Source organism: Streptomyces sp. NPDC098789, from assembly GCF_044759975.1.
In the GTDB taxonomy this organism is placed as follows: domain Bacteria; phylum Actinomycetota; class Actinomycetes; order Streptomycetales; family Streptomycetaceae; genus Streptomyces.
The window spans coordinates 56,106-80,382 of the sequence record NZ_JBIWAJ010000032.1 but is presented as its reverse complement, the minus strand read 5'-3'; the positions used below and the strand labels follow the sequence as shown (position 1 = coordinate 80,382).

The 24,277-nt window shown below is 71.6% G+C and carries 31 protein-coding genes; 5 read left to right on the top strand and 26 right to left on the bottom strand.

Going from position 1 to position 24,277, the window contains the following annotated elements; translation table 11 throughout:
• Window positions 1–92 precede the first annotated feature (92 nt).
• Together ACIQWR_RS39090 and mobF are read right to left on the bottom strand one after the other, a co-directional pair.
• Window positions 93–281 (bottom strand): hypothetical protein, encoded by a 189-nt coding sequence (locus ACIQWR_RS39090; protein ID WP_404020191.1) that lies wholly within the window; start codon window positions 279–281, stop codon window positions 93–95.
• Window positions 278–2,026 carry a MobF family relaxase gene (mobF, locus tag ACIQWR_RS39085; protein ID WP_404020194.1) on the bottom strand — a complete coding sequence of 583 codons (1,749 nt, stop codon included), beginning with the start codon at window positions 2,024–2,026 and terminating at the stop codon, window positions 278–280. Before mobF ends, ACIQWR_RS39090 begins: the two co-directional genes overlap by 4 nt.
• A 220-nt stretch (window positions 2,027–2,246) precedes the next feature.
• On the opposite strand from mobF, the gene ACIQWR_RS39080 reads away from it, so the two are divergent.
• The 5 genes from ACIQWR_RS39080 (at window position 2,247) to ACIQWR_RS39060 (ending at window position 6,273) form a co-directional block, all read left to right on the top strand.
• Window positions 2,247–2,447, top strand: coding sequence for a hypothetical protein (locus ACIQWR_RS39080; protein ID WP_404020188.1), 201 nt, complete (start codon window positions 2,247–2,249; stop codon window positions 2,445–2,447).
• 214 nt (window positions 2,448–2,661) lie between these two features.
• Complete coding sequence (locus ACIQWR_RS39075) at window positions 2,662–2,964, top strand: hypothetical protein (RefSeq protein WP_404020185.1); 303 nt, start codon at window positions 2,662–2,664, stop codon at window positions 2,962–2,964.
• An 81-nt stretch (window positions 2,965–3,045) separates the two neighbouring features.
• On the top strand, window positions 3,046–3,753 hold the full coding sequence (locus tag ACIQWR_RS39070; RefSeq protein WP_404020181.1) for a hypothetical protein: 708 nt from the start codon (window positions 3,046–3,048) through the stop codon (window positions 3,751–3,753).
• Between the two features lie 397 nt (window positions 3,754–4,150).
• Window positions 4,151–5,299 carry a ParA family protein gene (locus ACIQWR_RS39065; RefSeq protein ID WP_404020178.1) on the top strand — a complete coding sequence of 383 codons (1,149 nt, stop codon included), beginning with the start codon at window positions 4,151–4,153 and terminating at the stop codon, window positions 5,297–5,299.
• Window positions 5,296–6,273, top strand: coding sequence for a ParB/RepB/Spo0J family partition protein (locus ACIQWR_RS39060; protein ID WP_404020176.1), 978 nt, complete (start codon window positions 5,296–5,298; stop codon window positions 6,271–6,273). Before ACIQWR_RS39065 ends, ACIQWR_RS39060 begins: the two co-directional genes overlap by 4 nt.
• Before the next feature lie 229 nt (window positions 6,274–6,502).
• Here the strand turns inward: ACIQWR_RS39060 and ACIQWR_RS39055 are convergent, their stop codons facing one another.
• From ACIQWR_RS39055 to ACIQWR_RS38940, 24 genes are all read right to left on the bottom strand, one after another.
• Entirely contained in the window at window positions 6,503–6,934 is a 432-nt protein-coding gene (locus ACIQWR_RS39055) for a hypothetical protein (RefSeq protein ID WP_404020173.1), read from the bottom strand.
• Window positions 6,935–7,326: 392 nt separating this feature from the next.
• Window positions 7,327–7,773, bottom strand: coding sequence for a hypothetical protein (locus ACIQWR_RS39050; protein ID WP_404020170.1), 447 nt, complete (start codon window positions 7,771–7,773; stop codon window positions 7,327–7,329).
• A complete protein-coding gene (locus tag ACIQWR_RS39045) occupies window positions 7,770–8,285 on the bottom strand; it encodes a nucleoside 2-deoxyribosyltransferase domain-containing protein (RefSeq protein ID WP_404020167.1) in 516 nt (171 codons plus the stop codon). Before ACIQWR_RS39045 ends, ACIQWR_RS39050 begins: the two co-directional genes overlap by 4 nt.
• Window positions 8,282–8,662, bottom strand: a complete 381-nt coding sequence (locus ACIQWR_RS39040) for an HIT family protein (protein ID WP_404020165.1) — start codon at window positions 8,660–8,662, stop codon at window positions 8,282–8,284. Before ACIQWR_RS39040 ends, ACIQWR_RS39045 begins: the two co-directional genes overlap by 4 nt.
• Before the next feature lie 107 nt (window positions 8,663–8,769).
• Entirely contained in the window at window positions 8,770–9,186 is a 417-nt protein-coding gene (locus ACIQWR_RS39035) for an NUDIX domain-containing protein (protein ID WP_404020162.1), read from the bottom strand.
• Between the two features lie 74 nt (window positions 9,187–9,260).
• Window positions 9,261–9,647, bottom strand: coding sequence for a hypothetical protein (locus ACIQWR_RS39030; protein WP_404020159.1), 387 nt, complete (start codon window positions 9,645–9,647; stop codon window positions 9,261–9,263).
• Complete coding sequence (locus tag ACIQWR_RS39025) at window positions 9,644–10,603, bottom strand: AAA family ATPase (protein ID WP_404020156.1); 960 nt, start codon at window positions 10,601–10,603, stop codon at window positions 9,644–9,646. The genes ACIQWR_RS39030 and ACIQWR_RS39025 overlap by 4 nt, the downstream gene beginning before the upstream one ends.
• Window positions 10,600–10,893, bottom strand: coding sequence for a hypothetical protein (locus ACIQWR_RS39020; protein WP_404020153.1), 294 nt, complete (start codon window positions 10,891–10,893; stop codon window positions 10,600–10,602). The genes ACIQWR_RS39025 and ACIQWR_RS39020 overlap by 4 nt, the downstream gene beginning before the upstream one ends.
• The gene (locus ACIQWR_RS39015) at window positions 10,890–11,402 is read right to left on the bottom strand and encodes a hypothetical protein (protein ID WP_404020150.1); all 513 of its coding nucleotides are present in this window, start codon (window positions 11,400–11,402) and stop codon (window positions 10,890–10,892) included. Before ACIQWR_RS39015 ends, ACIQWR_RS39020 begins: the two co-directional genes overlap by 4 nt.
• Window positions 11,403–11,513: 111 nt before the next feature.
• A complete protein-coding gene (locus ACIQWR_RS39010; protein ID WP_404020147.1) occupies window positions 11,514–11,936 on the bottom strand; it encodes an RRQRL motif-containing zinc-binding protein in 423 nt (140 codons plus the stop codon).
• 288 nt (window positions 11,937–12,224) lie between these two features.
• Window positions 12,225–12,560, bottom strand: a complete 336-nt coding sequence (locus ACIQWR_RS39005) for a hypothetical protein (RefSeq protein ID WP_404020144.1) — start codon at window positions 12,558–12,560, stop codon at window positions 12,225–12,227.
• Window positions 12,561–12,665: 105 nt separating this feature from the next.
• Entirely contained in the window at window positions 12,666–13,142 is a 477-nt protein-coding gene (locus ACIQWR_RS39000; protein ID WP_404020142.1) for a hypothetical protein, read from the bottom strand.
• A gap of 56 nt (window positions 13,143–13,198) precedes the next feature.
• Window positions 13,199–13,621, bottom strand: coding sequence for a hypothetical protein (locus tag ACIQWR_RS38995; RefSeq protein ID WP_404020139.1), 423 nt, complete (start codon window positions 13,619–13,621; stop codon window positions 13,199–13,201).
• A gap of 13 nt (window positions 13,622–13,634) precedes the next feature.
• Window positions 13,635–15,842, bottom strand: a complete 2,208-nt coding sequence (locus ACIQWR_RS38990) for a hypothetical protein (protein WP_404020137.1) — start codon at window positions 15,840–15,842, stop codon at window positions 13,635–13,637.
• Between the two features lie 6 nt (window positions 15,843–15,848).
• Window positions 15,849–16,220, bottom strand: a complete 372-nt coding sequence (locus tag ACIQWR_RS38985; protein ID WP_404020134.1) for a hypothetical protein — start codon at window positions 16,218–16,220, stop codon at window positions 15,849–15,851.
• A gap of 14 nt (window positions 16,221–16,234) precedes the next feature.
• A complete protein-coding gene (locus ACIQWR_RS38980) occupies window positions 16,235–18,049 on the bottom strand; it encodes a hypothetical protein (protein WP_404020131.1) in 1,815 nt (604 codons plus the stop codon).
• A gap of 147 nt (window positions 18,050–18,196) precedes the next feature.
• Complete coding sequence (locus ACIQWR_RS38975; protein ID WP_404020128.1) at window positions 18,197–18,754, bottom strand: hypothetical protein; 558 nt, start codon at window positions 18,752–18,754, stop codon at window positions 18,197–18,199.
• A 329-nt stretch (window positions 18,755–19,083) separates the two neighbouring features.
• Window positions 19,084–21,414 carry a DUF2637 domain-containing protein gene (locus ACIQWR_RS38970; protein ID WP_404020125.1) on the bottom strand — a complete coding sequence of 777 codons (2,331 nt, stop codon included), beginning with the start codon at window positions 21,412–21,414 and terminating at the stop codon, window positions 19,084–19,086.
• 141 nt (window positions 21,415–21,555) lie between these two features.
• Window positions 21,556–21,927: a hypothetical protein gene (locus tag ACIQWR_RS38965; protein WP_404020122.1), complete on the bottom strand. Its 372-nt coding sequence runs from the start codon at window positions 21,925–21,927 to the stop codon at window positions 21,556–21,558.
• 120 nt (window positions 21,928–22,047) lie between these two features.
• The gene (locus ACIQWR_RS38960) at window positions 22,048–22,425 is read right to left on the bottom strand and encodes a DUF5999 family protein (protein ID WP_404020119.1); all 378 of its coding nucleotides are present in this window, start codon (window positions 22,423–22,425) and stop codon (window positions 22,048–22,050) included.
• A gap of 149 nt (window positions 22,426–22,574) precedes the next feature.
• On the bottom strand, window positions 22,575–22,760 hold the full coding sequence (locus ACIQWR_RS38955; RefSeq protein ID WP_404020116.1) for a hypothetical protein: 186 nt from the start codon (window positions 22,758–22,760) through the stop codon (window positions 22,575–22,577).
• Between the two features lie 138 nt (window positions 22,761–22,898).
• Window positions 22,899–23,243 (bottom strand): hypothetical protein, encoded by a 345-nt coding sequence (locus tag ACIQWR_RS38950; RefSeq protein WP_404020113.1) that lies wholly within the window; start codon window positions 23,241–23,243, stop codon window positions 22,899–22,901.
• Window positions 23,240–23,782: a WhiB family transcriptional regulator gene (locus ACIQWR_RS38945; RefSeq protein ID WP_404020111.1), complete on the bottom strand. Its 543-nt coding sequence runs from the start codon at window positions 23,780–23,782 to the stop codon at window positions 23,240–23,242. The genes ACIQWR_RS38950 and ACIQWR_RS38945 overlap by 4 nt, the downstream gene beginning before the upstream one ends.
• A gap of 154 nt (window positions 23,783–23,936) precedes the next feature.
• Complete coding sequence (locus ACIQWR_RS38940; RefSeq protein WP_404020108.1) at window positions 23,937–24,173, bottom strand: hypothetical protein; 237 nt, start codon at window positions 24,171–24,173, stop codon at window positions 23,937–23,939.
• Window positions 24,174–24,277: the final 104 nt, after the last annotated feature.

Here is a 24,277-nt window from a genome sequence, read left to right as displayed (position 1 = left end):
AACGGATACTTCCTCGGTGCGGACATCGTCCGGGTTCCTCTCACGAGACCCATCTGACCCCCTGCCACCACTTCCCGCATCTCGGGGGAACCTCAGAGCCGCCGCCGCTGCTTGCGCAGCTCCTTCTTCTTGTCCGCATCCGACTTCGGTGTCCGGGGCCGCTTCCAGATCGGCTGCCAGTCCGTCGGAGGCGCGTACGCCTCGGCGCGCTTCTGTGCGGCCTCCTTCAACCGGGCGGCGACGGCTTCGATCCTCGGGTCCGCGGGCGGCGTGGTGGTCATGCGACTCCTCCGGTGGGTGGTGTCCGGCCCGGCGCGGGCCGGACAGGCTGGTGGGCGCTCGGCGGCAGGGCCGCCGCGGACTTGAGAGAGGAGCGCCGGGCGGCGGCTCGTTCCTGGACGCCGGCTTTGAGCCGGGCGGCTATCTCGGCCGCGGCGGCCTCCAGCGTCCTGCTGGTCAGCTCCACCGCGGCGACGTCCGTCATCGGCTCCAATTCCCGGCCGGCCCTCCGCCCGGGGCGAGGGTTCGGCGTGGTCGGCACGGTGACGGTGTGCGGCCGGGGCCGGGAGTTCAGGCGATCCGCGCGGCGCAGCGCATGGACGCGGGCGGTCAGCGCTCCGGAGGCGAGACGGGCCCGCTCGTACGGTGCGGCGGAGCGCTTGCGGGTCAGCGCGCGCAGCACGGCCTGGTCCTCGGTGTCGTGTGGGTACAGGGCGTGCAGGTCGGCGGTCATCATCCGGCCCCGGCCGACGGGGCGGGTGTAGTCGTCGGCGGCGGCCTGGACGATCTGCTCGTCCAGGCCGGGCCGGTGTCGGCGGCCGCGCAGGGCGTAGGCGAGGTGGCGTCGGGCTTCGGCGAGGAGGTGGTGCCGTTTGAACGCGCCGCGCATCACGAACACCACGGCGGTGACGTCGACGGCCGCCAGGGCGACGTCGACGACCGGGCGGACCCGGGCCCAGATCGCTTCGGCGGCGGCTCGGGCCCGCTCGGCGAGCCGGTAGACGGTGCAGGCGCCGAACGCGACGACGGCTGAGGCCCGCCACCGTGCGCGCAGCTCGGTCAGCGACAGCAGTGCCGTGCGCTTGGGTGAGCGGGTCTGGTCGGCGGCCTGGCAGGCCAGTGCGTAGGCGGCCCGCTCCCCCGGTGCGTGTCCCTGCCGTTCCTCGTACTTGGCCACCAGGACGGGGAGGGCGTCCTCGATCTGCTGGCGGCGGGTGGACTGCCAGCCGATGAGCCGCTGGTCGATCCCGGCGATCTCCATGACCGGGCGGCGGCCGGGAGTCACCTCGCGCATCTCCCACGCCCACCCGAGCCGGGCGGTGACCTCCTCCATGAAGCGGAGGGTGTAGAGGGTGTCGGCAGCGACGATGTTGGCGAGCATTGAGTCGGCCGACAGGTTGCCCCACGTCCCTGCTGCGTCCGGGCGCCGGGCGCGGATCGAGATGACCGCGTGGTCGTGCAGGAGCGGCCGCGTCTCGGCCGCCCGGGACTCGTAGTGCCGGAACACCGCGACGATCAGTCCGTCCCGGATCGGCTTGCGCTGCTTGCCACCGCTCTTCCAGCGGATCTGTGCCACCGCGTCCTCGAGCCACGCCAGCGTCTTGTCCCGGGCGATGTCCTGGCACAGCTCCAGCACCCGGCGGGTCTCGTCGTCCCCCAGCGCCCACGCGATGTGCACGGTCGACGAGGGCCGGAACACCAGGTCCATCGCCAGCCAGGGCGTCCGCTCTTTCGCCTTCTCGGTCTCGGGCGACTGGTTGTGCTCGATCGGGCGGCCCAGCACCGTTGCCCGCCGTGCCTTCGCCGGGGTGTCGCCCGCCTCCAGGCGCTCGCGCTCGATCCGGTCGGCGCCGGGATGCCGGCCTTCCCCGAGGAGGAGCTCGGCCGGCCGCTCGGTCACCACGTCCCCGGCGGTGAGGCCGACCGCGGGCAGGCCCCGGCCCTTCCAGACGCCGGGTGGGACACCGGCCTTGTCCTGGGCGGCGCGCAGCGGCGTACCGGCCGGGCGGTGGCCGTCGCCGACCATTACGCCGCGGAAGAGGTAGCGCCATCCGTTCCCCGGTTCGACCTTCGACATGCTCATCACCGGGCCAGGGAACCCCGCCCGTGACCTGCGAGAAAGGGCGATCAGGCCCCCGTCCCGCCGGGCGGGAAGCCATCACCAACTCTTTGCCCGTGGCGCCCGCCGGGCGGGATGCCCCGGCAGCCCGAGACGGTAGCCCGTGCACGTGTGCACAGTCCGCCCCATGACAAGCAACTCGCTCCACGGAGACCTCTGCCCGCTGTGCAGCCTCCCTCTCACGCTGCGCACCACCGCCGTCGTCCGCTCGGCGAACACCGCGTACCCCATCCGGATCAACACGGTGCCCCACTGCACCAGCTGCACCAGCGACATGACTCGCGCACAGCAGTGGGCCGACAAGATGCGCGACCGCTACGAGAACTGACACGGACCGTGCGATTACTGCGCCATGGCCAACGTCCCACGCACGGAGACCCGCTCCAACCCAATCGAGCCTCATCGAGCACACCCCACCGCACGACAGCCCGAACCAACCGACACCGCTGAGCAGACGACGTCACCGACGCCCTTCAACACGAACAGCCACCCTCGCCCCCGGCCACCGGCCGGGGGCTTCGTGCTTCCTGGAGGAGTTCACCGTGCCCACGTACGAGGCCCTGCCCCGCTTCGCCGCCGACCTGGACCGTCTTACTCCCGAGCAGCGTCGCCGCTTCCGCCAGACCGTGGCGGCCTTCGTCGAGGACCTGCGCACCGGCCGCTTCCGCGTTGGTCTCCGCGTCAAGCGTGTCCAGCGCGTCTCCGGCATCTACGAGCTCACCTGGTCCATGGGCTCCGGCCCGGCTGGCCGCGCGACGTGGGAGTACGGGCCGGAGCTGCGTCCCGGCACCCCGCACGTGATCTGGCGCCGCATCGGCACCCACTCAATCCTCACCGGACCCTGACCGCCGGATGCCGTCGAAGCGGACGGCACAGCCGATCATGAGGTGCCAGCACCACGGACTGGCCGACTCGTTGGGCGGAACATGAAGCACTCCACCTCCCTGGACCCGCTGGCCGAGAACGCGGTGATCGCAGTATGCGCACTCGCCGACGCCGCCGGACCTGAGCAGTGGAGCACGGGCGCCATCGAGGACGCGGCCACCGCACTGGAGGTCCTCGCCGGGGCGCTGGCCAATCTCAGCCCGGAGGCCGCCGAGCTCCTGGAGGTCGTCCCCGCCGCCGTCGCCGCACTCCGCGAACGCGTCGAGCACACCCCGGCCCCAGTCCCGCCCTCCGGCCGAACGGACCGCGTGGAGGACCCGGCGGTGCTGAGCACCGGCCTACGGCGAGCTCTCGCCGCGCACAGCCTCACCGGGCACCGGGTCCACCAGCTCGGCCCCGCCCTGCTGACCGTCACCCTGGACGCGGCGCACGCCCAGGCCCTCGCCGTGCTCCTCGCCGCCCGCCGCGCACTCCCCCGCCAGACACCCGCAGCCGAGGACGAACCCCGGTGGGGCGCGGGGCCGGCCGAGACGGCGGCGGCCGCCCTCGCGGGGGCCCTGGCCGCGTACGGGCCCGGAACGTACGCCCGGGTCCTCCCCTCCGAACAGGTCACCGCCGGGCTCTCCCCGGCGGCGGCCGGGGAAGTGACTGCCGCGCTGAACACCCGCTTGGTACCCGCCGCCGCGACATCGCGGCCGCGGCGCCGTGGGCTCGGGAACGGCTGGAAGGGCATCGGCGCCGGGCATTGAACTCGGCAAATACAGGCAGAGGGCCTGCGGGCGCGGCCTGGCTATGCCTTGAGAGCCGAGCTTTTGAGAGGGTCGCCCGTAGGCGTTCCTCAGGCCCTGCCCGGGGCCGGCCGCAGGCCCCACGGTCTGGTCTCGTTAGAGACCTTGACTGCCAACGCGGTCGTCACACCCTCACACAACGGTGCGAGAGCTAGCGCGAGTTCCGCGCATCCAGACAGCGAGTCGGACCGCACGTCACCGTTCGAGCGTACGCCTTCTGCGGCTTCCCGACCACGGGTTCTGGAACCTCGCGGGAGGCCGGGCTGGTGTGCTCGCGTCTCGAAGTCGTCACGGAGTTAGGCGAATTCGGAGGCGTCGCTTCCATGACATCAGCGTTCACCTAGTAATATTCGGCGGCATGAGCATCCCAACCCAGAGCGGGGGGCGAGAGAAACTAATCACTTCCCTCACTCCTCAGCTGCGCAGACTCCTCAAGATCCGGGCTTTCGAGCACGGCATGGACATCCAGGACGCCACCGAGCACGCCATCAAGGCGTGGTACCTGGCGTCCGATCTGCCCGAGGTGGACACGGCCAAGGCCAAGACTTGGGGAACCTTCCTGCCGCCCGGCGAGCCCGAGAACTTCAAGGCCACCTGTGGTGAGCGGGGCGTCACCTACATCCAGGGCCTTGCCCAGGCCGTCACGCTGTGGCTGGAGCACCACCCCTCCCCCACGGCGCCTCTTCACGCGCAGCCCGTGGCCAGGGTGATAGTGGCCAACCAGAAGGGTGGAGTGGGTAAGACGTTCATTTCGTCAGGTATGGCGCAGGCCTTGGCCGAGGCTGGCAAGCGAGTCCTACTCGTCGACTACGACCCGCAGGGTCACCTCACGGCTGAGTTGGGCTTCGAGGACGTGATGTACGAGGACGACGTCGAGACGCTCCTGATGCACATGGACGGCAGTGCGAAGGGCGATATCCGCGAGTTGCTCGTTGCCTTGGACCAGCAGCGCTTTGGGGAGCGGCTGCATCTTCTGCCGGCTTCGGACGATGCCTTCCTCCGCGACGTCTCGCTCTCGAAGGTCTCGTTCAGCGAGGCCGCGCTGGAGCGGGCTCTGGAGCCGTTGGAGGAGGACTACGACGTGATCATTATCGACGGTCCCCCCAGCCTCGGCCTGAACATGGACACCGCCCTGTACTACGTGCGGCGTCGCGACGGTGAACTCGCCGATCGATCCGGCCTCATCACCCCTGTCTGGGCCAACAAGGCATCCCACCGCGCCTTCAAGCTGCTGAAGGCGCAGAAGGAAGATCTCTGCCGTAAGGGGAGGATCCAGATCGACTATCTCGGCCTCGTCGTCAACGCGTACGACAGCCGCCGCGGGAAGTTGGTCAAGGAGAACAAGGACCAGTGGGAGAGGAGTAGCTCGCCCTCGGTCCTCGCCGTCATCGGCGATCTGAAGGAGGGCCGCGAGGCGGCTGACGGAGAGATCCCGCTCCTTGAGTACGCCCCGGACAGCGAACATGCGCAGGCGATGCGCGATTTGGCGAAGGAGCTTGCCGTATGACGACGTCCCAGCGAGTCACTCGCGGATTCGACATCAACGAAGATGGCTCGGAGGCCAAGCCTTCCCCGCGCCGGATTCGTACCCGGCAGCAGATCATGGCAGGCGAGGGTAAGCGGCCGCCTGCGGCAGTGGCCCTGTCCGTCCTCGCGCACAACCCGTTCAACCCTCGCGACGAGCTCACGGAAATCGGCGAGACCGCGGCTTCGCTAAGGGAACGTGGACAGCTCCAGCCCATTGCCGTCGTGCGCACGGCGGCGTTCCTCGCAGTCCATGGCGACCAGGCGGAACAGCTCGGCGACGCCGAGTACGTCGTCATCGACGGCAACCGGCGCCTGGCCGCCGCACACGAGGCCGGCCTCACCGAGCTCCGCATCGACGTCAACGATGCCCTCGCGGCCACCGCGGCCGACATTCTGGAGGCGGCACTGATCGCCAACGTCCACCGCGTGGACGTGCCCCCGCTGGACCAGGCGAAGGCAATCCAGGAACTGCTCTCGGTCCACGGAACGCAGCTGGCAGTGGCTAGGCGCCTTGGGAAGACCGCGGGCTGGGTGTCCCAGCGGCTTACCCTGCTCAAGCTGCCGGATGACCTTCAGCAGAAGGTGGACACTGGCCAGCTCCCGGTCCGTGAAGGTCGTCGCATCGGCGGGCTACCGGCAGCACAGCAGCACGCCGAGGCGAACCGCGTGCTGAACGTCGAGAAGCCGGCGCCGAAGCCCCGCGCCCGCCGCGACGGAAAGGCCGCAGCCGGACCCGCCCCTGCGGTTGCGTTGCCGGCCCAGCCGAAGGGCGCGCCTGAGGCAGCCCCCAAGCCGCCGTCCGGCGATGTTTACCAGGTAAACATCGCCGGGGACTCTGCGGGCGTGCCTGACCTGCCGTGGACGGATCCGAAGTGGTTCAACGAGCAGCTACGAGAGCACATGTCCTCCGAGCACCGCGAGGAGCTCACCCTGTTGCTCATGGCTGACTCCTAGAGCCGAGCAGAGCGCATGTTTACCAGGTAAACATGCGGCGCACTCGCCGACGAGTACCCGGGTCCCACCCCACGGTTGGGACCCGTTCTCGTGCCTGCCTCACCACGCCAGCGATGCCTCCGGGGGACAGCCAGCGCGGCCGGCACATGTTTACCGGGTAAACATCGTAGGTCCGCGTCAAGCGGCCGCTGCGACACAACGGTCTCAGCTGCGGTGGTGCTGGTGTCCGCTAGACACCGGTGGGCACGCGGCGGGTCATCTCCACAGTGTTCTCCAAGGCTTCACGGGCGCAGCATAGGTACGGGCGGAGCAGGTCCGGCACCAGGATGCGGTGGAGGGTGAGCATGATGTGCCATGCCTCTTCCCCGCCGGCGAGGGCTTCGACTTCGACAGAGCTGTTGCGCAGTGCACGGCCAAAGTGGTCAACGAATACGGGTGTGCACGACCAGTGCGCTCTCCGGCGGCTGTCGCGCTCTGCATCGAGTGCCGCTTGGAGGAAGGCAGCGAAGTCGGCTTCCGTGAGGAGCCGACTCAGTGCGTGGGTGAGGGAGTCCGCCGCGATGTACCGCTCGGGCCGCGCACGATATTTTGGCGGACCGAATCGTTCGCGCATCAGGTCGGCAAGTTCGTAAGGGTATTGCATCAGGATGCTGTCGTTCACAGGGACAGCAAAGCGATGCTGCCCTCTGTAGGGAGACGGACTCGCCGCAGGGCCCTGAAACGCACAAAAGCCCGGTTCCCCCGCAGATGGCTGCGGAGAAGCCGGGCCTGTACGTCAGCCTGCCGGGGCGCGGGGTCCGGGCGTCGTTGTCAGGTACTCACGCTCTTAAGGGCTGCGCTCAGGAGCACGGCGGTGTCCGCCCGGTACGGGTCGCTGTAGTGCTCGTGGTTGTCGACGTCGAACGGCGCGGTGGTTGCGGTGGTCATGAGCCCAGGGACGGCAGTGGCCGCCCGTCCTTCCAGCTCGATCTTGAGGCGGTCTGCGTCGCGGGAGGCATGTCGGCTCTGGGTGTACGGACCCAGGCGGAGCACGGTGAAGCCGGATCCGTCGGGCTATCGTACTTCGATGTCGACGCCGTAGTGGGCCGGGGCCATGCCTACGTCGTCGGGAAGCTCGCTGCCCGCTGCTGCGTGGGAGAGCGCCGTGTAGGCCGGCTGCCAGAGGCCCAGGATCCCGGCGGTTTCGCAGCGGAGCCAGCCGCGGTTGGTGTAGCCGAGCTGGCGGCCGTGGAGGTAGGCGGCGGCGTGCGGGGTGTAGGGGTGGACCAGGGCAACGGCGATCAGGTCGGGTCCGTGGTCGTCGCCGGGCCTGGGGTGGGCCCGTTCGATGTAGGCGCCGACCCGGACGGCGACGTCCTGGCCGCAGCCGGGCGTCCAGGGTTCGGGGGTGCGCAGGGCTGCAAGCATCGCGCGGAACGCGTCGACGACGACCCGGTCCTCGGGGCCGAGGACGGTGCCGGGCGCGGTGGCGCAGCGGCGGCGGGACAGGCGACGGTTCATCGGGGCTTCTCCTGTTCGGGGTAGGTGGTGTGGACGAGGGCGAGGGCTGCGGTCACCGTGTCGGTGAGGGTCTCGCGCACCGGAACGTTGTGGCGGCGTGCCACGTAGATCAGGTAGCGGTTGCGCTCGGGGTTGGGGCAGTTGGGCGGGCATCCCAGCACCGCCCTGCCCGTGCCGACGTCGAGGCCGAACTCGACGTTGGTGGTCATGGCCGGCAGCGTTTTGAGGTCGCGGGGGATCCAGAAGAGGATCGCCGTGGCCTGGGCGCGGGCGTTGGTCTCCCAGTCGACCTGGGTCTCGTAGCGGTCCGCGCGGTCGCCGTTGCGGGATTCGGGGCTCAGGACGGTCAGCGTCTGGGGGCGGGTCCACTGCTCGGCGAGCGCGCGCAGGGCGTCGGGCCTCCAGGACGGGACGGGGTTGCTCGTGTCCGGGGTGGGTCCGGCGAGGAAGACGGACGGGCCTGTGGAGGGGATGGGCTCGCGGGCCGTGACCAGGGTGGTGGGGCCGTTCATGGGGTGGCTCCGTTCTGCGCGTCGGCGGCGCGGGCGGCGTGCTGCGGGGTCCAGGGCAGGGGCAGGCCGTCGCCGGCCTCGCGGGGCACCACGTGGACGTGGAGGTGCTGGACGCTCTGGGTCGCCGCGGCCCCCTTCGACGTGATCAGGTTCGCGGCCGGAAGGTTGGTCATCAGCTCGGCGGCCCGGTGCATCACCGCGGCGGTCACGTCCGGGTTGGTTCCGGCGTCCTCGGCATGGACGCGCGGGATGACGATGACGTGCCCGTTGTTCACGCCGCCGCTGCGGGGGCGGATCGCGAGGGCGTCGGGCCACTGGCGGAGGATGACGGCCGGGGCCTGGCCGGCGGCGATGTCGCAGAAAACGCAGGTCTTCATGGCGGACTCCTTGGTCCGGTCGACGTTCGCGGGTGAGGAGCGAGCGGGAACAGCGAAGCGCCGCGCGCGGCCGGGAGGGTCGTGCGCGGCGCTTCGGGTGTGCTGCGTCAGGGGGCGTGGGTCACGGCCGCGTTGATGATGTCGGCGTGGTCGAAGGCGAGCTCCGGTAGGGCGTTCAGGGGCCACCAGCGGGCGTCGCGGGCGTCGTCGCCAGCGGTGATCGGGGTGCCCTCGGGGACGATGATCATGTAGGCGGTGGTGATGTAGTGGCCGCGGGGGTCGCGGTTGGGCTGGTCCCAGACGCCGAGCTGGTGGAGGTCGCCCGCGTTCACGTGGACGCCGGCTTCCTCGCCGAGTTCGCGGGCGGCGGCCGCGTGGATCGTTTCGCCGGGGTCGACCCAGCCGCCGGGCAGGGCCCAGGCGCCTTCGTAGGGCGGCCATCCGCGCTTGATCAAGAGGACGTGGCGGGCGGGGGTGAGGGCCACTACGTCGGCAGTGTGTCGGATGGTCTCGGTCTCGGTCATGCTCACCTCTCGGTCGGGCGGGTGGCTGTGTCGGTTGAGCGGTAGGTGCGGGTGCGGGCCGTCGGCGGCGCGGCTCACGGCCGGGACCCGCGGATGTAGTCGATGGCGCTGGCGATGTGGGTGTTGGCCATGAGGCTGCCGCCGGTGTCGATCCTGTCCCGCAGCTCGTCGAGCCGCGCCCATGCCGTCGTGAGCTGCTGCACGAGCCACGCCTTATCGCCGATCACGTCCTCGCCAAGCCGGGCTTCGACTGCGGCAAGGTGGTCGGTGTCCTGACGGCCGGCTTCCAGGAAGTCGTCGGCCCGACGGAGCTCGTCGGCCGTGAACGCCTCGCCGAGGCTCCGCGCGGCGTCGGCCTGCGGGTCGTCGGCGTAGGCGGCGAAGCCGCGCAGGTGAACCGCGAGGCGGGCCAGTTCCCAGTCGCTCCTGCCAGGCTCCCTGCTGTCCTGGAGGAAGTTCACCGCGCGCTCCCGGCGCTCTCGCGGATCGCGATGCCGTCGTGCTCGTCGAGCTCTTGGCCCGCGCCGTCGAAGGCGCCGTGAACCGAGCAGACGATGTCTTCGCTGTCGTCCAACTGCCCGGCGAGTGCGCGGGCGAGGCAGGTGATGCTGTAGGCGGGCGCCCAGGCCCGTCCGGTGCATTCGTTGTCGTGGGGGCAGGGCACCCTCACGTCGAACCCGATGTCGCCCTCGCCGTCGACGTCCGTGCGCAGGGCGAGGGTGAGGTACTGCTGGCCGAGGCGGATCTCGGCGACCCGGTCTCCGCCGGCGGCCATCGAGCCGGGCCTCCAGCGCCACAGCGGCAGGATCTCCTCACCGAACACGCGGCGCACGAGGAGCATCTGGCCCAGGCCGGCGCTGCCGTCCAGCCCGAGATCAGTGTTGCGGGCGTCGCCCAGGCGCTGCAGGAACGGGAGCAGCTGGCAGAGGCTGTCGGAGAAGACGACCTCGTTGAATCCCTCCGCGAGGAGCTTCGGGTGGGAGCGGACCATCGCCTGGTGCTGCGCGCGGACGGTGTTGTCCGGGACGGTCCGGTTGGCCGGCCGCGGGCCCTGCCGTTCCACGCACACGGAGGCCGGGGTGGAGACCATGACCGCGATGGCGGGCATGTTGTGGCGCTTGGCGGCGGCGACCAACGGGGCCCTGGTCGCGGGCGTGACGCTGGTTGCGTCGATGACGGTGAAGAGGCGTCGGCGCATCCTCGCCTCCAGGAGCAGGTGGAGGGCGGCAACGGCGTCGCCGGTCGCGTCCTGGTTACCCGGGTCGTCGCTGACGACCTCGCGCAGCGCGTCCAGGGACAGCACCTGCGAGGCGGGCCAGGTGCCCGCAAGCGTGGACTTCCCAGCTCCGCTAGGTCCGATGAGTACGACCAGGCTGTGCTCGGGCATCTCCGGATAGACGGAGGTGGTTGTGTTCATGAGCGGTCTCCATGCGAGTCGGGGGCGTGGGGAGCACGACGCAGGTGCGGGCAGTGCGTCCAGAGCGTGAGTTCGCCGTCGGTGTGCAGGCAGCCCTGGCAGTGGTCGCCGATCGGGTTGTCGAGGCAGATCAGCAGGTCCTGGTCCGCGGCCCCGGTGTGCCGCTCGTGGTAGCCGTCGCCGTGACGGCAACTGCCGGTCCCGGCCTCGCCGAAGAACGGCACCGGACCGTGGCGGAGGCCCGCTCGGGTGGAGTCCGTGTCCGGCACTGCGTGGGAGTGGTCGGTCATCGGCTGGTCGCCTTGGTCGTGGCGATGAGTGCGGCGGCGGTCTCCCAGCCGTGGTGCCAGGCGGAGTCGAGGGCGTAGGCGCCGTTGAGGCCGTGGTCGGCGAGGCGGAAGAAGTTGCCCTTGCCGGTGGTGGTCGCGAGCTGCTCAAGGACGCCGCCGGGAACGCGGCGATCCGCGATGTAGTGGGTGATGCCCGACAGGGCGAGCGCGGCCGCGGCGGCGCCGGGGTGCAGCCGGATGCCCAGGACCCGGGCGCCGACCCCGACCACGAGGGCCTGGGTGGCGGTGTAGGTCAGGCAGTGCCAGGCGCATGCCTTGATCCCGTCGCGGGTGCCGTGCGCGACCGGCTCGGCGTCCGGGTTGGCGGCGGGCATCAGGACCGGCTTGGCGTCGGTGGCGGCCTTGACCCGGGCGCAGTGGTCGTTCTGGATCCAGTGGTCGCCGATGTTGGAGGCGGCGCGGCCCAGGCCGAGGACGGCGGCGAACAGGGCGGGGCGGTGATGCGTCATGCTGGGGGTTCTCCTGATCTCGAAAGGGTGAGGGAGCAGGGCGCCGGCCTCTTGCCGATGCTGCGGCGCCCGTGATCTCGCCCCGGCCGATCCGGCCGGGGCGAGATGCGTTCACGCGGCCAGCCGGTGCGCGGCCGGGGGAGCGGTGTAGCTGGCGGGATCGGCCGGTGTGCCGTCGTGGCACTCCAGGCAGCTGGCCAGGGACGTCGGGAGCACGAAGAAGTACCGCCGGTCGCAGGTGCCACAGGTCTGCCGGGCGGCCATCGCCTTGTCGAGTGCGTACTCCTTGGCGAGGGTCATCGGCCGTACCGGGCGGGCCTTCGCGATCTCGTACAGCAGGCCGTTCTTGGGGCCGCGGGTCTCGACCTCGGCGACCGGTTCCTGTCCGCCGGGGCGGAGCCCCATCGCCCGCAGTTGGCGTTTGGTCGCGTAACCCGACGGCGCGCACAGTCGCTTGAACACCGGGATCGTGGTCTCGGGTTCAGCGGGGGCGTAGGGGTCGACGTCGGCCAGGTCCTCGTCCTGGTCGGCCATCACCGGCTCCAGGTACCGGGCGGGCGGCGCTGGGGGAGCGGGTGGCGGGGGCCGGGGATGGTGGGGCGCGGGCGGCCGATCCTGCGGCGCGGCCGGGGGGTGATCACGATGGACCCTCCAAGTCGAGGCGGTGGCTGGCACGTGCGGGGGCGCCCGCCGACCCCGGGTCGGGGTGGCGGGTGCGGGGGTTGGGCTGAGGCCGGTCGGCCTGCCCAGGTCACCGGCAGCCGGCCGCCCCGGGTGCGGGGCGGCCAGGGCCGGTGGCCAGGCGGGGCGGTCGGAATGGGGTCAGAGGGCGGCGGAGATGACGCCGAAGATGAGGGCGGCCGCGCTGCCGAGGATGAGGGTGGCGCTGGCGGAGGCCCAGAAGGGGTGGCCCATGCCATTGGGGTCGCGGAGGTCGCTGAGCCCGTCGGCGATGCGCGCGTGCATCGCGATCAGCGGGCCCAGGGCGGCGTACCAGCGGCCGAGGCGGTCGATCTGTCCGGCGGCTTCGGCGTCGGGTATGTGCCCGCCGTGGAGGGCGAGGCGGTGGGCCGCGCCCTCGGCGGCCAGGTCTTCGAGCTGGTGGACGACGGGGCTGGTGGTGCGGCAGACGATGCAGCGGTAGGCGTAGCGGCGCACGGGCGGTGTCTCCTGGTGACTGGGGTTTCGGGCAGGACAGTGCGACGCCCCGCCGGGAAGGTTCTCCGGGCGGGGCGCTGGGCGGGGCAGGTAGGGCTGGGGGGGCTACGAGTTCTTGCGGTAGTAGCCGGGCCGGACGTGTTCGATCTTGCCGACCTTGACCAGGGCGGTCAGGGTGGTGGAGAGGGTTTCGCCATGGAGGTTGGCGAGGGCGCCGATCGCGTTCTCATCCATTTCCAGGCCGAGCGCGTCGTGGAGGCAGGCGAGCACGGCGTCTTCCGGGGTGGGCTCTGGCTCTGTGGTGAAGGGCCGGTGAGGCACGAGGGGCCGCCAGGGGTCTCGGACAGCGCTGAGCTGGAAAACCCATTCCTCGCTGTTGGGGTCCTGCCACTCGTGCTCGGGGAACACGTGGTAGTGGGCGCGGAGTACGCCGAGGGCTTCGAGGCAGGCGGAGCGGCCACCGGTCAGTTCGATCTGAACCTGCCCGGTGTGGGCGCAGTTGGGGTTGCGCGGGTGGTCGCCGAGGGCGCCGCAGTTGCAGGGCGCTTCGAACTCGATGTCCTCGTCCTCGGTCGGTTCCATGGCTTCATGAAACCGCAGCAGGTGGGCCGGTGCCCAGGGGTTACCTGGGCTTGGCGTCAGCGTGTGGCGCGGAGAAGGAGGTCAAGGACCGGGCCGGCCCACGTCTGGCGGTTGTTGAAGCGGGGGAGGTCGTCGGGATTGGTGGTGTTGAGGGTGTGCATGAGCTGGAGCTCGGTGGCCCGGACCTCCCTCGCCCACACGGTCGGGTCGTAGGCGAGGGCGGCGGCCTGAATCGCCCCGAGGAGGCACAGGCCGTGTCGGTCGCAGAGGGTTCCGCGGGTCCAGCCGTAGCGGATGATCAGCTCCCGTGCGGTGCGCAGGGTGTGGCGGACGCTGGGCTCCGGGAAGCCCGTCGGGCCGGTCGGGCCGGTCGTGTACACCGCTTCGACCTGCCCGATCAGGCCCTGTACGGCTCGGGCATCCGGGCGGGGGGACACCGGCCTGGGGGGCGCGGGCTGGCGGAGGTTTCCGATCGTCATTCCTGGCTCCCTTCTACGGGTTCTTGCGGTAGACGCCGTTCTTGACGCGTTCGATGGCTCCCTTCTTGACGAGGTCGGTCAGGGTGTTGGAGAGCGTCTTCTCGTTGAGGCCGGTGAGGGCCAGGATCGTGGCCTTGGGCATGGCCACGCCGACGGCGTCGTCGAGGCAGTCCAGGACGGCGACGTCCGCGGCGGGCTCCGGCGGTGCCTTGAAGCCGCCGCCGGGCGGGGGAGCGTATCCGGCGCTGCCCCAGCCGGAGCTGGTGTCGGAGTCGGTCTCGCCGTCGCCGTTCACGGGGGTGTCGGCGATCTCGTACCGGTCGTCCCATCCCGTGAAGTCGCGGGGCCAGGCGATGGCGTCGTGGCGGATGTAGGGGGCGGCGGATTCCAGGATCCAGGTCCGCATCATCTGGACGGGTTCGCCGGGGGAGCCGACGTAGCCGAGGCCGAAGGTGCGGGCGGGGTCGTTGATGGGCAGGTCGTCGGACCAGACGAGGGGCTCGTCCTCGATGTTCCAGGCGGCGGGGATCGCCCCCGGGTCGATTCCCTCGAAACCCTCGACGGTCACCAGGTTCGACTGGGCGGAGTCGGTGCGAAGCATGATCATCGCTCCGCCTTGGATGACGTTGGTGCGGATCGCGGTGTCACCGCCGAGCTTCGCGGCGTTGACGGCCTGGTTGACGATCAGCAGCGTCATGCCGAGGTTGCGGCCGAGCGAGGCAAGCTTGTCCAGGATGAACACCGCCTCCTTGCCGGTCTCCGTGGCCGTGTCGGTGATCATGTGGGTCTCGTCGACGACCGTCATGACCCACGGGCAGGCGTCGGTCGCCTTGAAGTTCTTGCGCCCCAGGCGCGCCGACTCCGCGATCCGGTGCCGCAGGACGGCGTAGGACAGGCGCAGGGACTTGATCGCGTCCTCGCCGGTCGCGGCGTAGGCGGCCATGGTCTCAACGTCGGGGTTGGAGCTGCCCTTGGGGTCGGCGTAGATGATCGCCATCCCGGCGAGGTGTCCGGCGAGCGCGATGATCTGGACGGCGCCGCCCTTGCCAGAGCCGGTGACCCCGGCGATGAACACGTGCTGCGCGCCGAGGACGGGGTCGAAGAGCTGGAGGCGGGCGGGGCGGCCGGAGACGCCGCGCCCGATGGAGATGTAGCCGCCCGGGGACGGTGTCAGCACCAGCGGGCCGGGGAACGGCACGCCGTCCTCCAGCGGGTTCTTCTCCATGATGTGGATCTTCGCCTTGCGGGGGTCGGACTTGTTGGGCTGGTAGTCAACCAGGGTCATGGATGAGCGCAGCGCACCCACCAGTTGCGTCCGGTCGGGAACGGGGAGCGCGGCCTTGTCCTCGTCGGCGACGACCCAGGCCACCCAGCCTCCGGTCGCCGGGTCCACCTGGGCGTCCTTGAGGTGGGTGCCCGGCATGACGGTGGGCCGGACCAGGCGGGCCCACATCCCTTCCATCGTGGTGGGATCCAGTTCCGCAGGCGGTGTGCGGCGCACCGTGACGTACTGCTCGCCGGGGTGGTGCCCGGCTGCGAAGCTGATCCACTCGGCGGGGACCCGGTAGGCGGAGCCGATGGCCTCGGCGGAGACGTTCACCGTCCGGCCCTGGGGGGCCTCGATGATGCCCTCCCACCGGTCCCCGGTGTCGCTCACGCCGACGAGGTGCTGGCCGGGGTGCGCGCCGCCCTCGCAGGAGATGTGGTCGGACCACACCTTGTAGAGCCCGCCCGGCCCCGCGGCAGCGACCGGGCCGGCCTCGGGGGTGGGGGCGCTGATGCGGACCTTGCGGGCGGCGAGGGCGGGGCGGAGCTTGATCGTGAGGCCGGCCCACATCATCCACCAGGCGGCGGAGACGAGCCCGGAGACGTTGGCCGGGTCGAGGAACCCGGCCATGAGGGCGTCCGCGTAGGCGGGGCCGAGGAACGCGCCCGGCACGGTCGCCATGGAGGTCAGGAGGCTGGAGCCCAGCAGAGTGGAGCGCTGGGCCGCCAGCACGTCCCCGATCCCCGTCGCGGCCACGACGTTCGCGGGGACGCGGCCGACGTAGTGCGCGGCGAACGCGGCGCTCCCGCAGACCGTGGCGGCCGCGGTCAGCGCGGCGAGCCCGGGCTCCAGGAGCGGGGTCAGCGCGCCCAGGGCGGGCGGGGCGATCACCGAGATCAGCGCGGGGACCTGGTCGGCGAGTTGAGGACGGCGGGTCACGGTGATCTCGGACATGCTCGGCTACTCCTGTTCGTAGAAAGAGGCGCGGGCCATGCGGACGGTCATCGCACCGACCTGCTCGTCGATGGCTCCGTGGGACTTCTGCGCCTGGGCGTCGACGCCCCGCGCGGCGGCGCCCACGCTGTCGGCGGCCGACGCGGACGCGATGGCGGCCGTGGACACTCCGCGCATGATCCTCGAGACGTCCTTGGCCTCACCGGTGGTGAGGGTGTCGACCTCGAGGGCGGCGAGCTGGTCGGCGACGTAGGCCACGCGCCGGGCATTCTGGTCGGCCCGCTGGCCGACCTGCCGGATCGCCTCGCCGTCCCTGGCGACCGAGTAGGCCAACTTCTGGACCTTCGCGCGCAGTGCGCGGTAGGTGGTCTCTGCCATGGGTGATGCTCTCCTTATCGGTTGTAGAAGGCGCGTTCGGCGGGGCTGGTCTCGGGGGAGTCGGCCACGGCCTTGTAGACCCCGCCATGGCGAACCTCCGCGTTCTTGTTCAAGGTCCGCAGCGCCTCGACCCCGCACACCGCGTTGGCGTACAGCCTCTCGGCCTCCTTGGCCTGGGTCTCGGTCGCCTCCTTGAGCTTTTGCAGCGACGCGATCAGGTGCTTGCCGCCCTTGACCTTCGGGTCCTGGCACGTCTCGATCAGTTCCTGGATCTCCTTGACCCGGTTCGCCGCAACCTCCCTGGCCTCCTTGCACTGGTCAGCGATCTGGTGGGACTGCTGCTCCTTGCCGTGCAGGAAGTTCGTGAAGGCCCGCAGGTTGAGGATCTCCCCGCGGGCGAGGGGGACGCGGTGGTGAGTGTGCTTGGTGTCGCCGGTGTACGTCGCCGCCACCTGCGCGTACGTCTTGGGCTCGGAGCTCGTCGGCGAGGCCGGCGGGGCGGTGGGCGTGCTCGGCACGGGAACAACTCCTCGGGTAGTGCGGTCACGGGCAGCGTCCATCCGCTGCTTGTCTTGAGCGGCCTTGTCACGGATGGCCTTCTGACCATCCGCGTAGCCGTCCGTCCAGGCCGCCGTATCCGCGTCGACGGCGGCCTGCTGCGCCCCGGCGTTGAAGCCGGCCTCGCGGGCCGGCTGCGCGGTGTACGGGCCTTTGCGGGGCTTGACCTTGCCCGGCTTGCCGGCGGGACCGGCTACCGGAGCCGGAGCCGGACCGGTCGGTGTCGACGGACCGGAGGCCGGCGGAGGGGATGCGGACGAGCCAGGTGACGGCGGGCCGGACGAGGGTGGCGCCGACCGCGGGTCGGATGCGGGTGGGGCCGGCTGCGGGCCGGACGCCGGGGAGCCGGGCTTCGTGGGGTCCGGGCCCGGCTTGGCCGCCGCAGCGTCGTCCCCGGCCTTCGCCGGGGTGGGCGCTGTGGCCGAGCCGGGGGCCGGCGCCTTCGGCGGCGTCCTCGCACCGGCGGGCTGACCGTCCGGGGGCTGCCGCCCGGCGGCGTCGCCGGGCTTGCGGCTGTTCCTGTCGTCCCGGGCCGTACGGTCCGCGGTGTCCGTGGTTGTCTTGCCGGACTGCTGGCGGGTGTTGTGGTCCTTACGGTCCGATCCGGTCTTGGCGTCGCGGCTGTTCTTGTCCGTCGTGCTGCGGTTGTCGCCGGTCTTCGCGTCACGGGTGTTGCTGTTCTTGTCGGTGGAGCTCTTGGTCCCGGAGGTCTTGGCGTCACGGCTGTTCTTGTCGGTCGCGCTGCGGGTGTCCGCCGTCTTCGCGTCACGGTTGTTCTTGTCAGCCTTGGTGCTGGCAGCCGAGGTCTTGGCGTCGCGGGTGTCGGCGGTCTTGGCGGACTTGTCGCTCTTGCTCGCGTGGGTGGTGGTCGCCGTGCGGTTCGACTTGGTGTCGGAGGTGGCGCCGCGCTTCTCCGCGACCTGGTGGTTGATCTTGCGGTCGGTGGACGATCCGCGGATCTCGCTGATCATGTGCTGGACCGAGATCTTCTGCTGCGGACGGTTCGCGATGTAGGCCGCGATGCCCTTCCACATACCGGGGTTCGACGTGTTCTTCTCGGCCTTGCCGGGCTTGCCGTCCGGCCCTCCGCTCTCCCCCTGCGAGGCGTAGGAGGCGGACCCGCCGGAGGCGTCGCGGGTGGGGCGCGCGAGCGTAACCGGAGCGAGGATCCCGCCCCCAGGCGGGGGCTCCGGAGCGGGGACGGTGGGCGGTGCGGGAGCGGGGTCCGGCGGGGCGGTGGGGGCCACGGCCGGGGGCGGATCAGGGGGCATCGGGGGAGGGTCAGGCGGGGTCGTCACTGCGGGATCCTCACTTTCTGTGACTTCCTTCCTTCCCTCCCTCCCGACAGGAAGGCCCGTTCACGGCCTCTAGGAGGTCGGGAACGGGCCTTGTGCCCGGGAGGGAAGGAAGGAAGGAACTTACGTGGCGTTACCTGCCTTGTTGGCCTTGTGGACCATGAATCCGATCCCGACGACGACCACTCCGGCGATGACGAGACCGCTGGTGATGCCGGATCCGCCGCCCTGGTTGGCGTCCGATACGGAAGCGACATTGGCCGCGCCTCGGGAGCCGCCGAGGGTGGTGGTGCCGGGGGCCGGGAACGCCTGGGCGCAGACGTCCTTGTTGAGGCCGGCCTTCTCGATGCACTTCTGGAATCCGTCCATGCGCCGCTCCTCCGCTTGTGCGTCGGGGGCGGTCGCTTTGGCCCGTTCCACCTCGAGCTGCTGGGCCTGGAGGGCGAGCTCCTGGGCCCTCACTTCGGCCTGTCCGGAGGAGGCGCTGTAGGCGGCGACGCCGACCGCGCTGCCGCCGACGATGACCAGTCCGACCATGGCCAGCACGGCCTTGGTCTGGCTCGTCATCGGGGTCTTGGCGGGCGGGCCGTAGGGGGTGGGCGCGGGCTGTTCCCACCCCGCGCCCGTGGTCAGGTTGGTGAATCTCTGGTCGATGTAATCGCGTTCACGGTCGTGCGTCACGCTGGTTCCTCCTGGAGGATCGGGTGCTCTTTGTCGTCATTGCGCCTCTCGGTGAGGCGCGACAGCTCCGTCTGGACCGGTCGGGCCGGCTCTGGCGGAGCTGAGGACAGAGGAGGTCCCAGTGCGGTGACCGGGCCTGCTGGGGGACGGTGGACCTGGACTACTGGCGGCCTGTTGCTGCTTCCGGCGGCCGCGTCCGTGTCAACGGAGTGCAGTGGGATGTCCGGCCTGCCAGCCGTGGCCGTCACCGGTCCGCGCTCACGCTTTCGAGCGTGAGCGCGGACCGGTGGCGACCATGAGCGGCAGGAGGGTGAGCGCAGGGCGGGCGCTCAGGTGTGGACCGGCATGCTCGCCTCGGCGCTGACGCTCGCGCTCGCCGGGGCGCTCGGGGTGCCTTCTTCGACCTGCTCGCGCAGGCGTTGGGCGGTGGGGCGGGAGACGGGCTCGTCGGACAGGCTTGCCTTCGTGAGCGCGTCGCGGATCTCCGTCCACTGCGGACGGCGCCCGAGCTCGGTGTAGAGGAGCCGGATGCGTTCGTGGCGGCGCTCGGTCAGCGCGCCCTGCTCGCTGCGGCTTCGAACGCTCTCCGCTCGGTGAGCGTCGTCGTCCTCCCCGGCGCGCTCGCCCTGGTGAGCGCCCGTGGTGAGCGCCGGGCGCTCGCGCTCACCCTCCCCGTCGCTGGAGGTGAGCGCGCTCACCTCGGGGTGAGCGCCGCCCGCTTCCGGGTAAGCGTCGGCGCCCACGTCCGCGCGCTCGACGGTGTGAGCGTCCTCGGGGGTGAGCGTGTCGGCGAGCGCCGCGGGCGCCGAGCCGAGCTTGAGCGCCATCCGCTGCTCCAGCGGCGCCTTCCAACGCCACAGCAGACCGAACTCCTCGCGCAGCCGCGCTCGCAGCCAGGTCTCCTGCTGGAGGCGGGTGAGCGCCTCGTCGTAAGAATGGATCTCCCACAGGATCATCCGGCGACGGAGCCGGGCGGTCGGGATCGGGGCGAGCAGCCAGCGCGAGCGCCGGACCGTGTCCATGCGGACCTTGCCGGTGACCGCGCCGATCTTCGTGGCGTACACGTGGGAGGCGATCTCCGAGAAGACGACCCACAGCAGGGTGAGGGCGGCATGGCCGATGCGGCCCGACGCGGAGTCCGAGGCGTTCCAGTTCAGGTACACGGTCACTGCCGTCAGCACGCGGGGCACCCAGCGGATCCAGCGCAGCTCCATCCCCATCCGGATCAGGATCAGGCTGGCGCCGGTGAACGCCGGGATGGCGACGTCGATGCCGACGGGGAGCAGCCAGGGCCATTCCCAGCCCCACGCGGTGGCCTTGGCCTCGAGCGCGGTGTAGGAGGAGAGCAGGCCGAGGGTGGAGACGACCGCGGCCGCCAAGATGATCCCGACGACCAGGAGCAGCTCCTGCCCGGACAGCGGCGGGACAATGCCGGCGGGCCGTGCCTCGTCGCGGATCCGGCGCCGGGTGGCGCGGGACTCGGCCCGGATCTCCCGGCGGCGGGCCCGCCGCACGGTGCGCTGCGTCGCCGCCTCGAGGATCCGCTCGGCCTCGGTCAGGGCCTGCGCGGCAGCGGCCTGGTCGACCGTGGCCTTGGCCGCCGCCTCCCGGGCCGTTGCCTGCTCCGACTCGGCCTGCTCCCGCAGCCGGACGACCTCCTTGTCCGTGGCGGTGCGCAGCTCCTCTGCCGAAGCGCGGGCGTCGTCCAGGGCGCGGTCGGCGTCGGCGCGCAGGCCGGCAGCCGTCTTCTCGGCCCCGGCCCGGACTTGCGCGGCCTGGTTGTCCGCGTTTGCGCGCGTCCGGTCCGCGTCGGCACGGGCGCGCTCCAGGACTTCTTCGGCGCCCTTGGCCGCCCGTGTACGGATGTCGGCGACGGTGCGCTCGGCCTCGGCGAGGAGCCCGGTGCGCTTCTCCTTCGCGTCGGAGAGGACCTGCGCCGCCTCCCGGCTGGCCTCCGTGCGGACCCGCTCGCCGTCGGCGGCTGCCGATGTCATGGCGCCCTGAGCCCGGCGGTCCGCGTCGGCCAGGACCTCCTCCGCCTTCCCGGCCGCCGCCGTGGTGAGGGCCTCGGCCTCTCCGCGCGCTTCGGCGAGCAGCTGCTCGGCGTCCGCCGCGGCGTCGGTACGGACCCGGTCGGCGTCGGCGACCGCGGTGGTCGCGGCGTCCTCGCGGATCTGGTCGGCGGCCGCCGCTGCCGCGGCCAGGACCTCGTCGGCCTTGCCGGTCGCCTCGGTGGTGAGGGCCTTGGCCTGCTCCCGGGCGGCGCCGAGCAGCTGCTCCGCCGTGGCTTCGGCGTCCGTGCGGGTCTGGGCGGCAACCGTGGTGGCGTTGGCCAGGAGGCGGGACTGCTCGGTGGTGGCCTCCTCGGTGAGGGTGGCCGCCTCCGTGCGGGCGCCGTCGAGGAGTTCGGCGGCCTGGGCCTCGCCCGCGGCGACGATTCGGTCGGCGTCCTCGGCGGCCTGGTCGCGGAGGTCGGCGGCGCGGTCGGCAGCATCGGCCAGGACCGGGTCTGCTTCCTCGAACACCCACGGCACGCTCTCCTCGGAGACGGCCTGGGTGGGAATGCAAGCGGCGGTGGCGGGCGCCTTGGTGCGCCCGGTGCCGCGAGGCTTGAGGGCCGGGGCGGGCTTGCGCCTGCGCCGGGCGGTGGTGTTGGCCACGGGGTGTCCTCTCTTACTCCGGCGCCTCGTGCAAGAGGCCACCGCGGATCGGCGTAGGTCGGTAGGCTCGGACGAGGCCCTCCAAGTCCCCGGCAGCTGAAATGCCGGGGACTTGGAGGGCCGTCTGCGTGGAGCGGGTGGTCAGCGCCGGGCGGGCAGCGCGCTGCTGTCCTGCCCGAGGTGCTGGCGCAGCCAGGCGACGGCGGCCGGCGTCATTGCCCCGGTGTCCTGCTCGCTCAGCGGCGCGGTGTCGATGTCGTGCATCGCATCGGCCGCCGGGAGCGGTCGCATGTAGTCGGGGTCGATCCCGGCGCGGGCGCGGTTACCGCTCAGCTCCACCAGGTCGTAGAGGAGCTTGCCGCTGTGGACGTTCGTCCAGGACCGCACCACCCGGCCGACGAACGTGTGGCCCGGGAGACCGAGCCAGAACCGTTCGACGTCGCGGAACAGGACCAGGTCGCCCTTGATGTAGCTGGTTGTCTCGTGGGTGGCCTGCGTCTGGGGCTGGGTCACGTGCTCTCCTCCTTCGCGTACACCGGCCCGGGGCCGGCGAGTCCGGACTGCCCGGCTCCCCGTCACCGCCAGACCCGACCGCCGAGGTTCGGCGGCCGGTGCGGGCGGATCAGGCAGCCGTCAGGCCGATCGCGAGGTACTGGCCAGGCCCAGCTGGAACGCGGCCAGGCTGGTCTTGCCGCTACCGATCGCGCCCCCGATGAGCGCGTGGTCGGCCGCGAGCCGGAGCGGCAGCGTGCTGGCGATGGCGTCGGTGGGCCGGTGCGGGGCTACGATCCGGCCGTCGGGGAGCAGCTCACCCGTGTCCTCGAACACCAGGACGGAATTGCAGAGCAGGCTCCAGCCCTGTTCGGGATGAGCGGCGATGATGCAAGCCGCCTCGCGGTCGGGGCTGTCGGCGGTCGGGCACGTCGGCCGGTGCGTGCACAGGGACTCCGGCATCCGCCGGGCCGTGCCGGTGATGGTCGTTGTGGTGTCGAGCTGAGTGCTGTGCTCCATGAGTTCTCCTGGCAGGGCGGGCCCGAGGATCTCCCGGACCGAAGGCGAGTGGAAGGGCGGGATCCCGCAGGGCGGGCGGCCGGTGGGTAGCGGGCCAGGGCTGCGGGCGAGAACCCGGCATCCGGGCCCGCCAAGCGGGACCCTGTTCTTCAGGTCTTGCCGCCCCTGGTGAGAGGCGGGTGGATGTCGGTGACGCGGTGGCCGGCATCCCAGGCGGCGGCCGCGGTGAGGACAGCGGCCGCCAAGAGCGCCTGGGCGAGGGGGTGGTTCAGGCCGCGCGCGGCGATGGCCCGTCCCGCATGGTGCTGAGCGGTACGGGCGGCCGGTATGTGCACGCGGGTGCTACTCCGTCTCGGGCTGCGGTTGCGACGGCGTCCCGCACGAGCACGGCTCGTGCTTGACCGACTGGTACGGCTCACCGTCCGCGCCGGTGGAGTTCACGGTGACCAGGGTCGGCGGGTGGTCGCAGCCGCTCACCGGACCGTGCCCGGCATGCTCGGCGGCCGGGGCGGGGCTGCGGCGTTCTGACCGCAGCGGCAGGTCCACCATCCGCACAGGCCACAGGCGTCGTCCGCCGCGCGGACCGGCACGTTGAAAACCAGCAGCGGGGGCCGGACGTAGCCGGGGGCCATCTCGGCGAGGGTCCGCCGGGCGCGGCGTCCGTCGGGGATCCGGGCGTCGTCCCGCTCGGCCATCGTGAGCAGCAGGGTGCCGACCTGGTGGAGGGAGTCGGTCTCGTCCCGCTCGTAGCCGCGGTCCTCTTCTTCGCGGCGGATGTCGTCGATCTTCCCGGCGCGCGGGGTCAGGGTGGCGGTCATGCCGCGACCTCCCAACCGGTCCGGGCTCGACGGGCGGTGCGCACCGCAGCCAGCTGTGCGGCGAGCTCGGCGATCCGCTCGTTCTGCTGCCCCAGGAGTACGGCCTGGTGCGGCATGCCACCGCTGCGGGTCGGCATCCTGCCGGCCTCGCTGTTCAGCTTCATCGAGAGGTCCGCGAGCTTGTTCCACTCCTGGTCGCTGGCCGCGTCAGCGGTGATCGCGGCGGCCAGGCGCTGGGCCTGGAGCTCGCGAAGCGCGACCAGCTCGTAGCCGGAGCGGCCTCCGCGGACGAGGTCGTCGACGCGCGGGTTGCCGTCGCCGTCGCGCAGGGCCAGCTCCTCGCAGACGGTGCGGACGGGGCAGCCGTGGCAGAAGCGGATCGCCTCGGCGCGCTGCGCCTGCCAGGTGGCCGGCGGCTCCCCGTCGGCCCGGAAGAAGAGGTCAGGGTCGGCCTTGGTGCAGCGGGCGCCGGTGTCGATCGCGGCCTGGAGCACCGGGCGCCGCATCCGGCGGGCCTGAGTGGATGTCATCCTGTGCATGTGCGTCTTCCCTTTCGTCGAGGGGGACTGCAAAGACGAACCCCCGGGGGCCTAAGCCCGGGGGTTCGTCGCTTCTGACTGCTGTACGAGCAGCCACGGCCGCCGCCACCCACAGCGTGAGCGGGTAGCGGCGACCGTGGGTGACCGTCCAGGCTCAGCGGCGTTCGAGCTCCGCCACCACCTGCCGGATGCCCGACTCCGGCCACGACCGCAGCAGCCGGTCCATCCCCGGCCGATCGCCCTCGGCGGCCAACGCCATCAGCTGACCCGCCCGCTGCTCCACCAGCGACCTGCCCTGCGACTGGCCCCCGCTCTGCCGGGCCACCTGAGCGGATGCCCGTCCGACCAACAGCGAGGCCACGTTCGCGACTTGCTTCTCCCACGCGTCCATATTCGACTCCTGAATCAGCGTCTGGCTGTCGTACGAGCAGCCACGGCCCCGGCCGCCCCCTGTTGAAGCGGGGGCAGCCGGGGCCGTGGTCGTTCGTCTCCGTG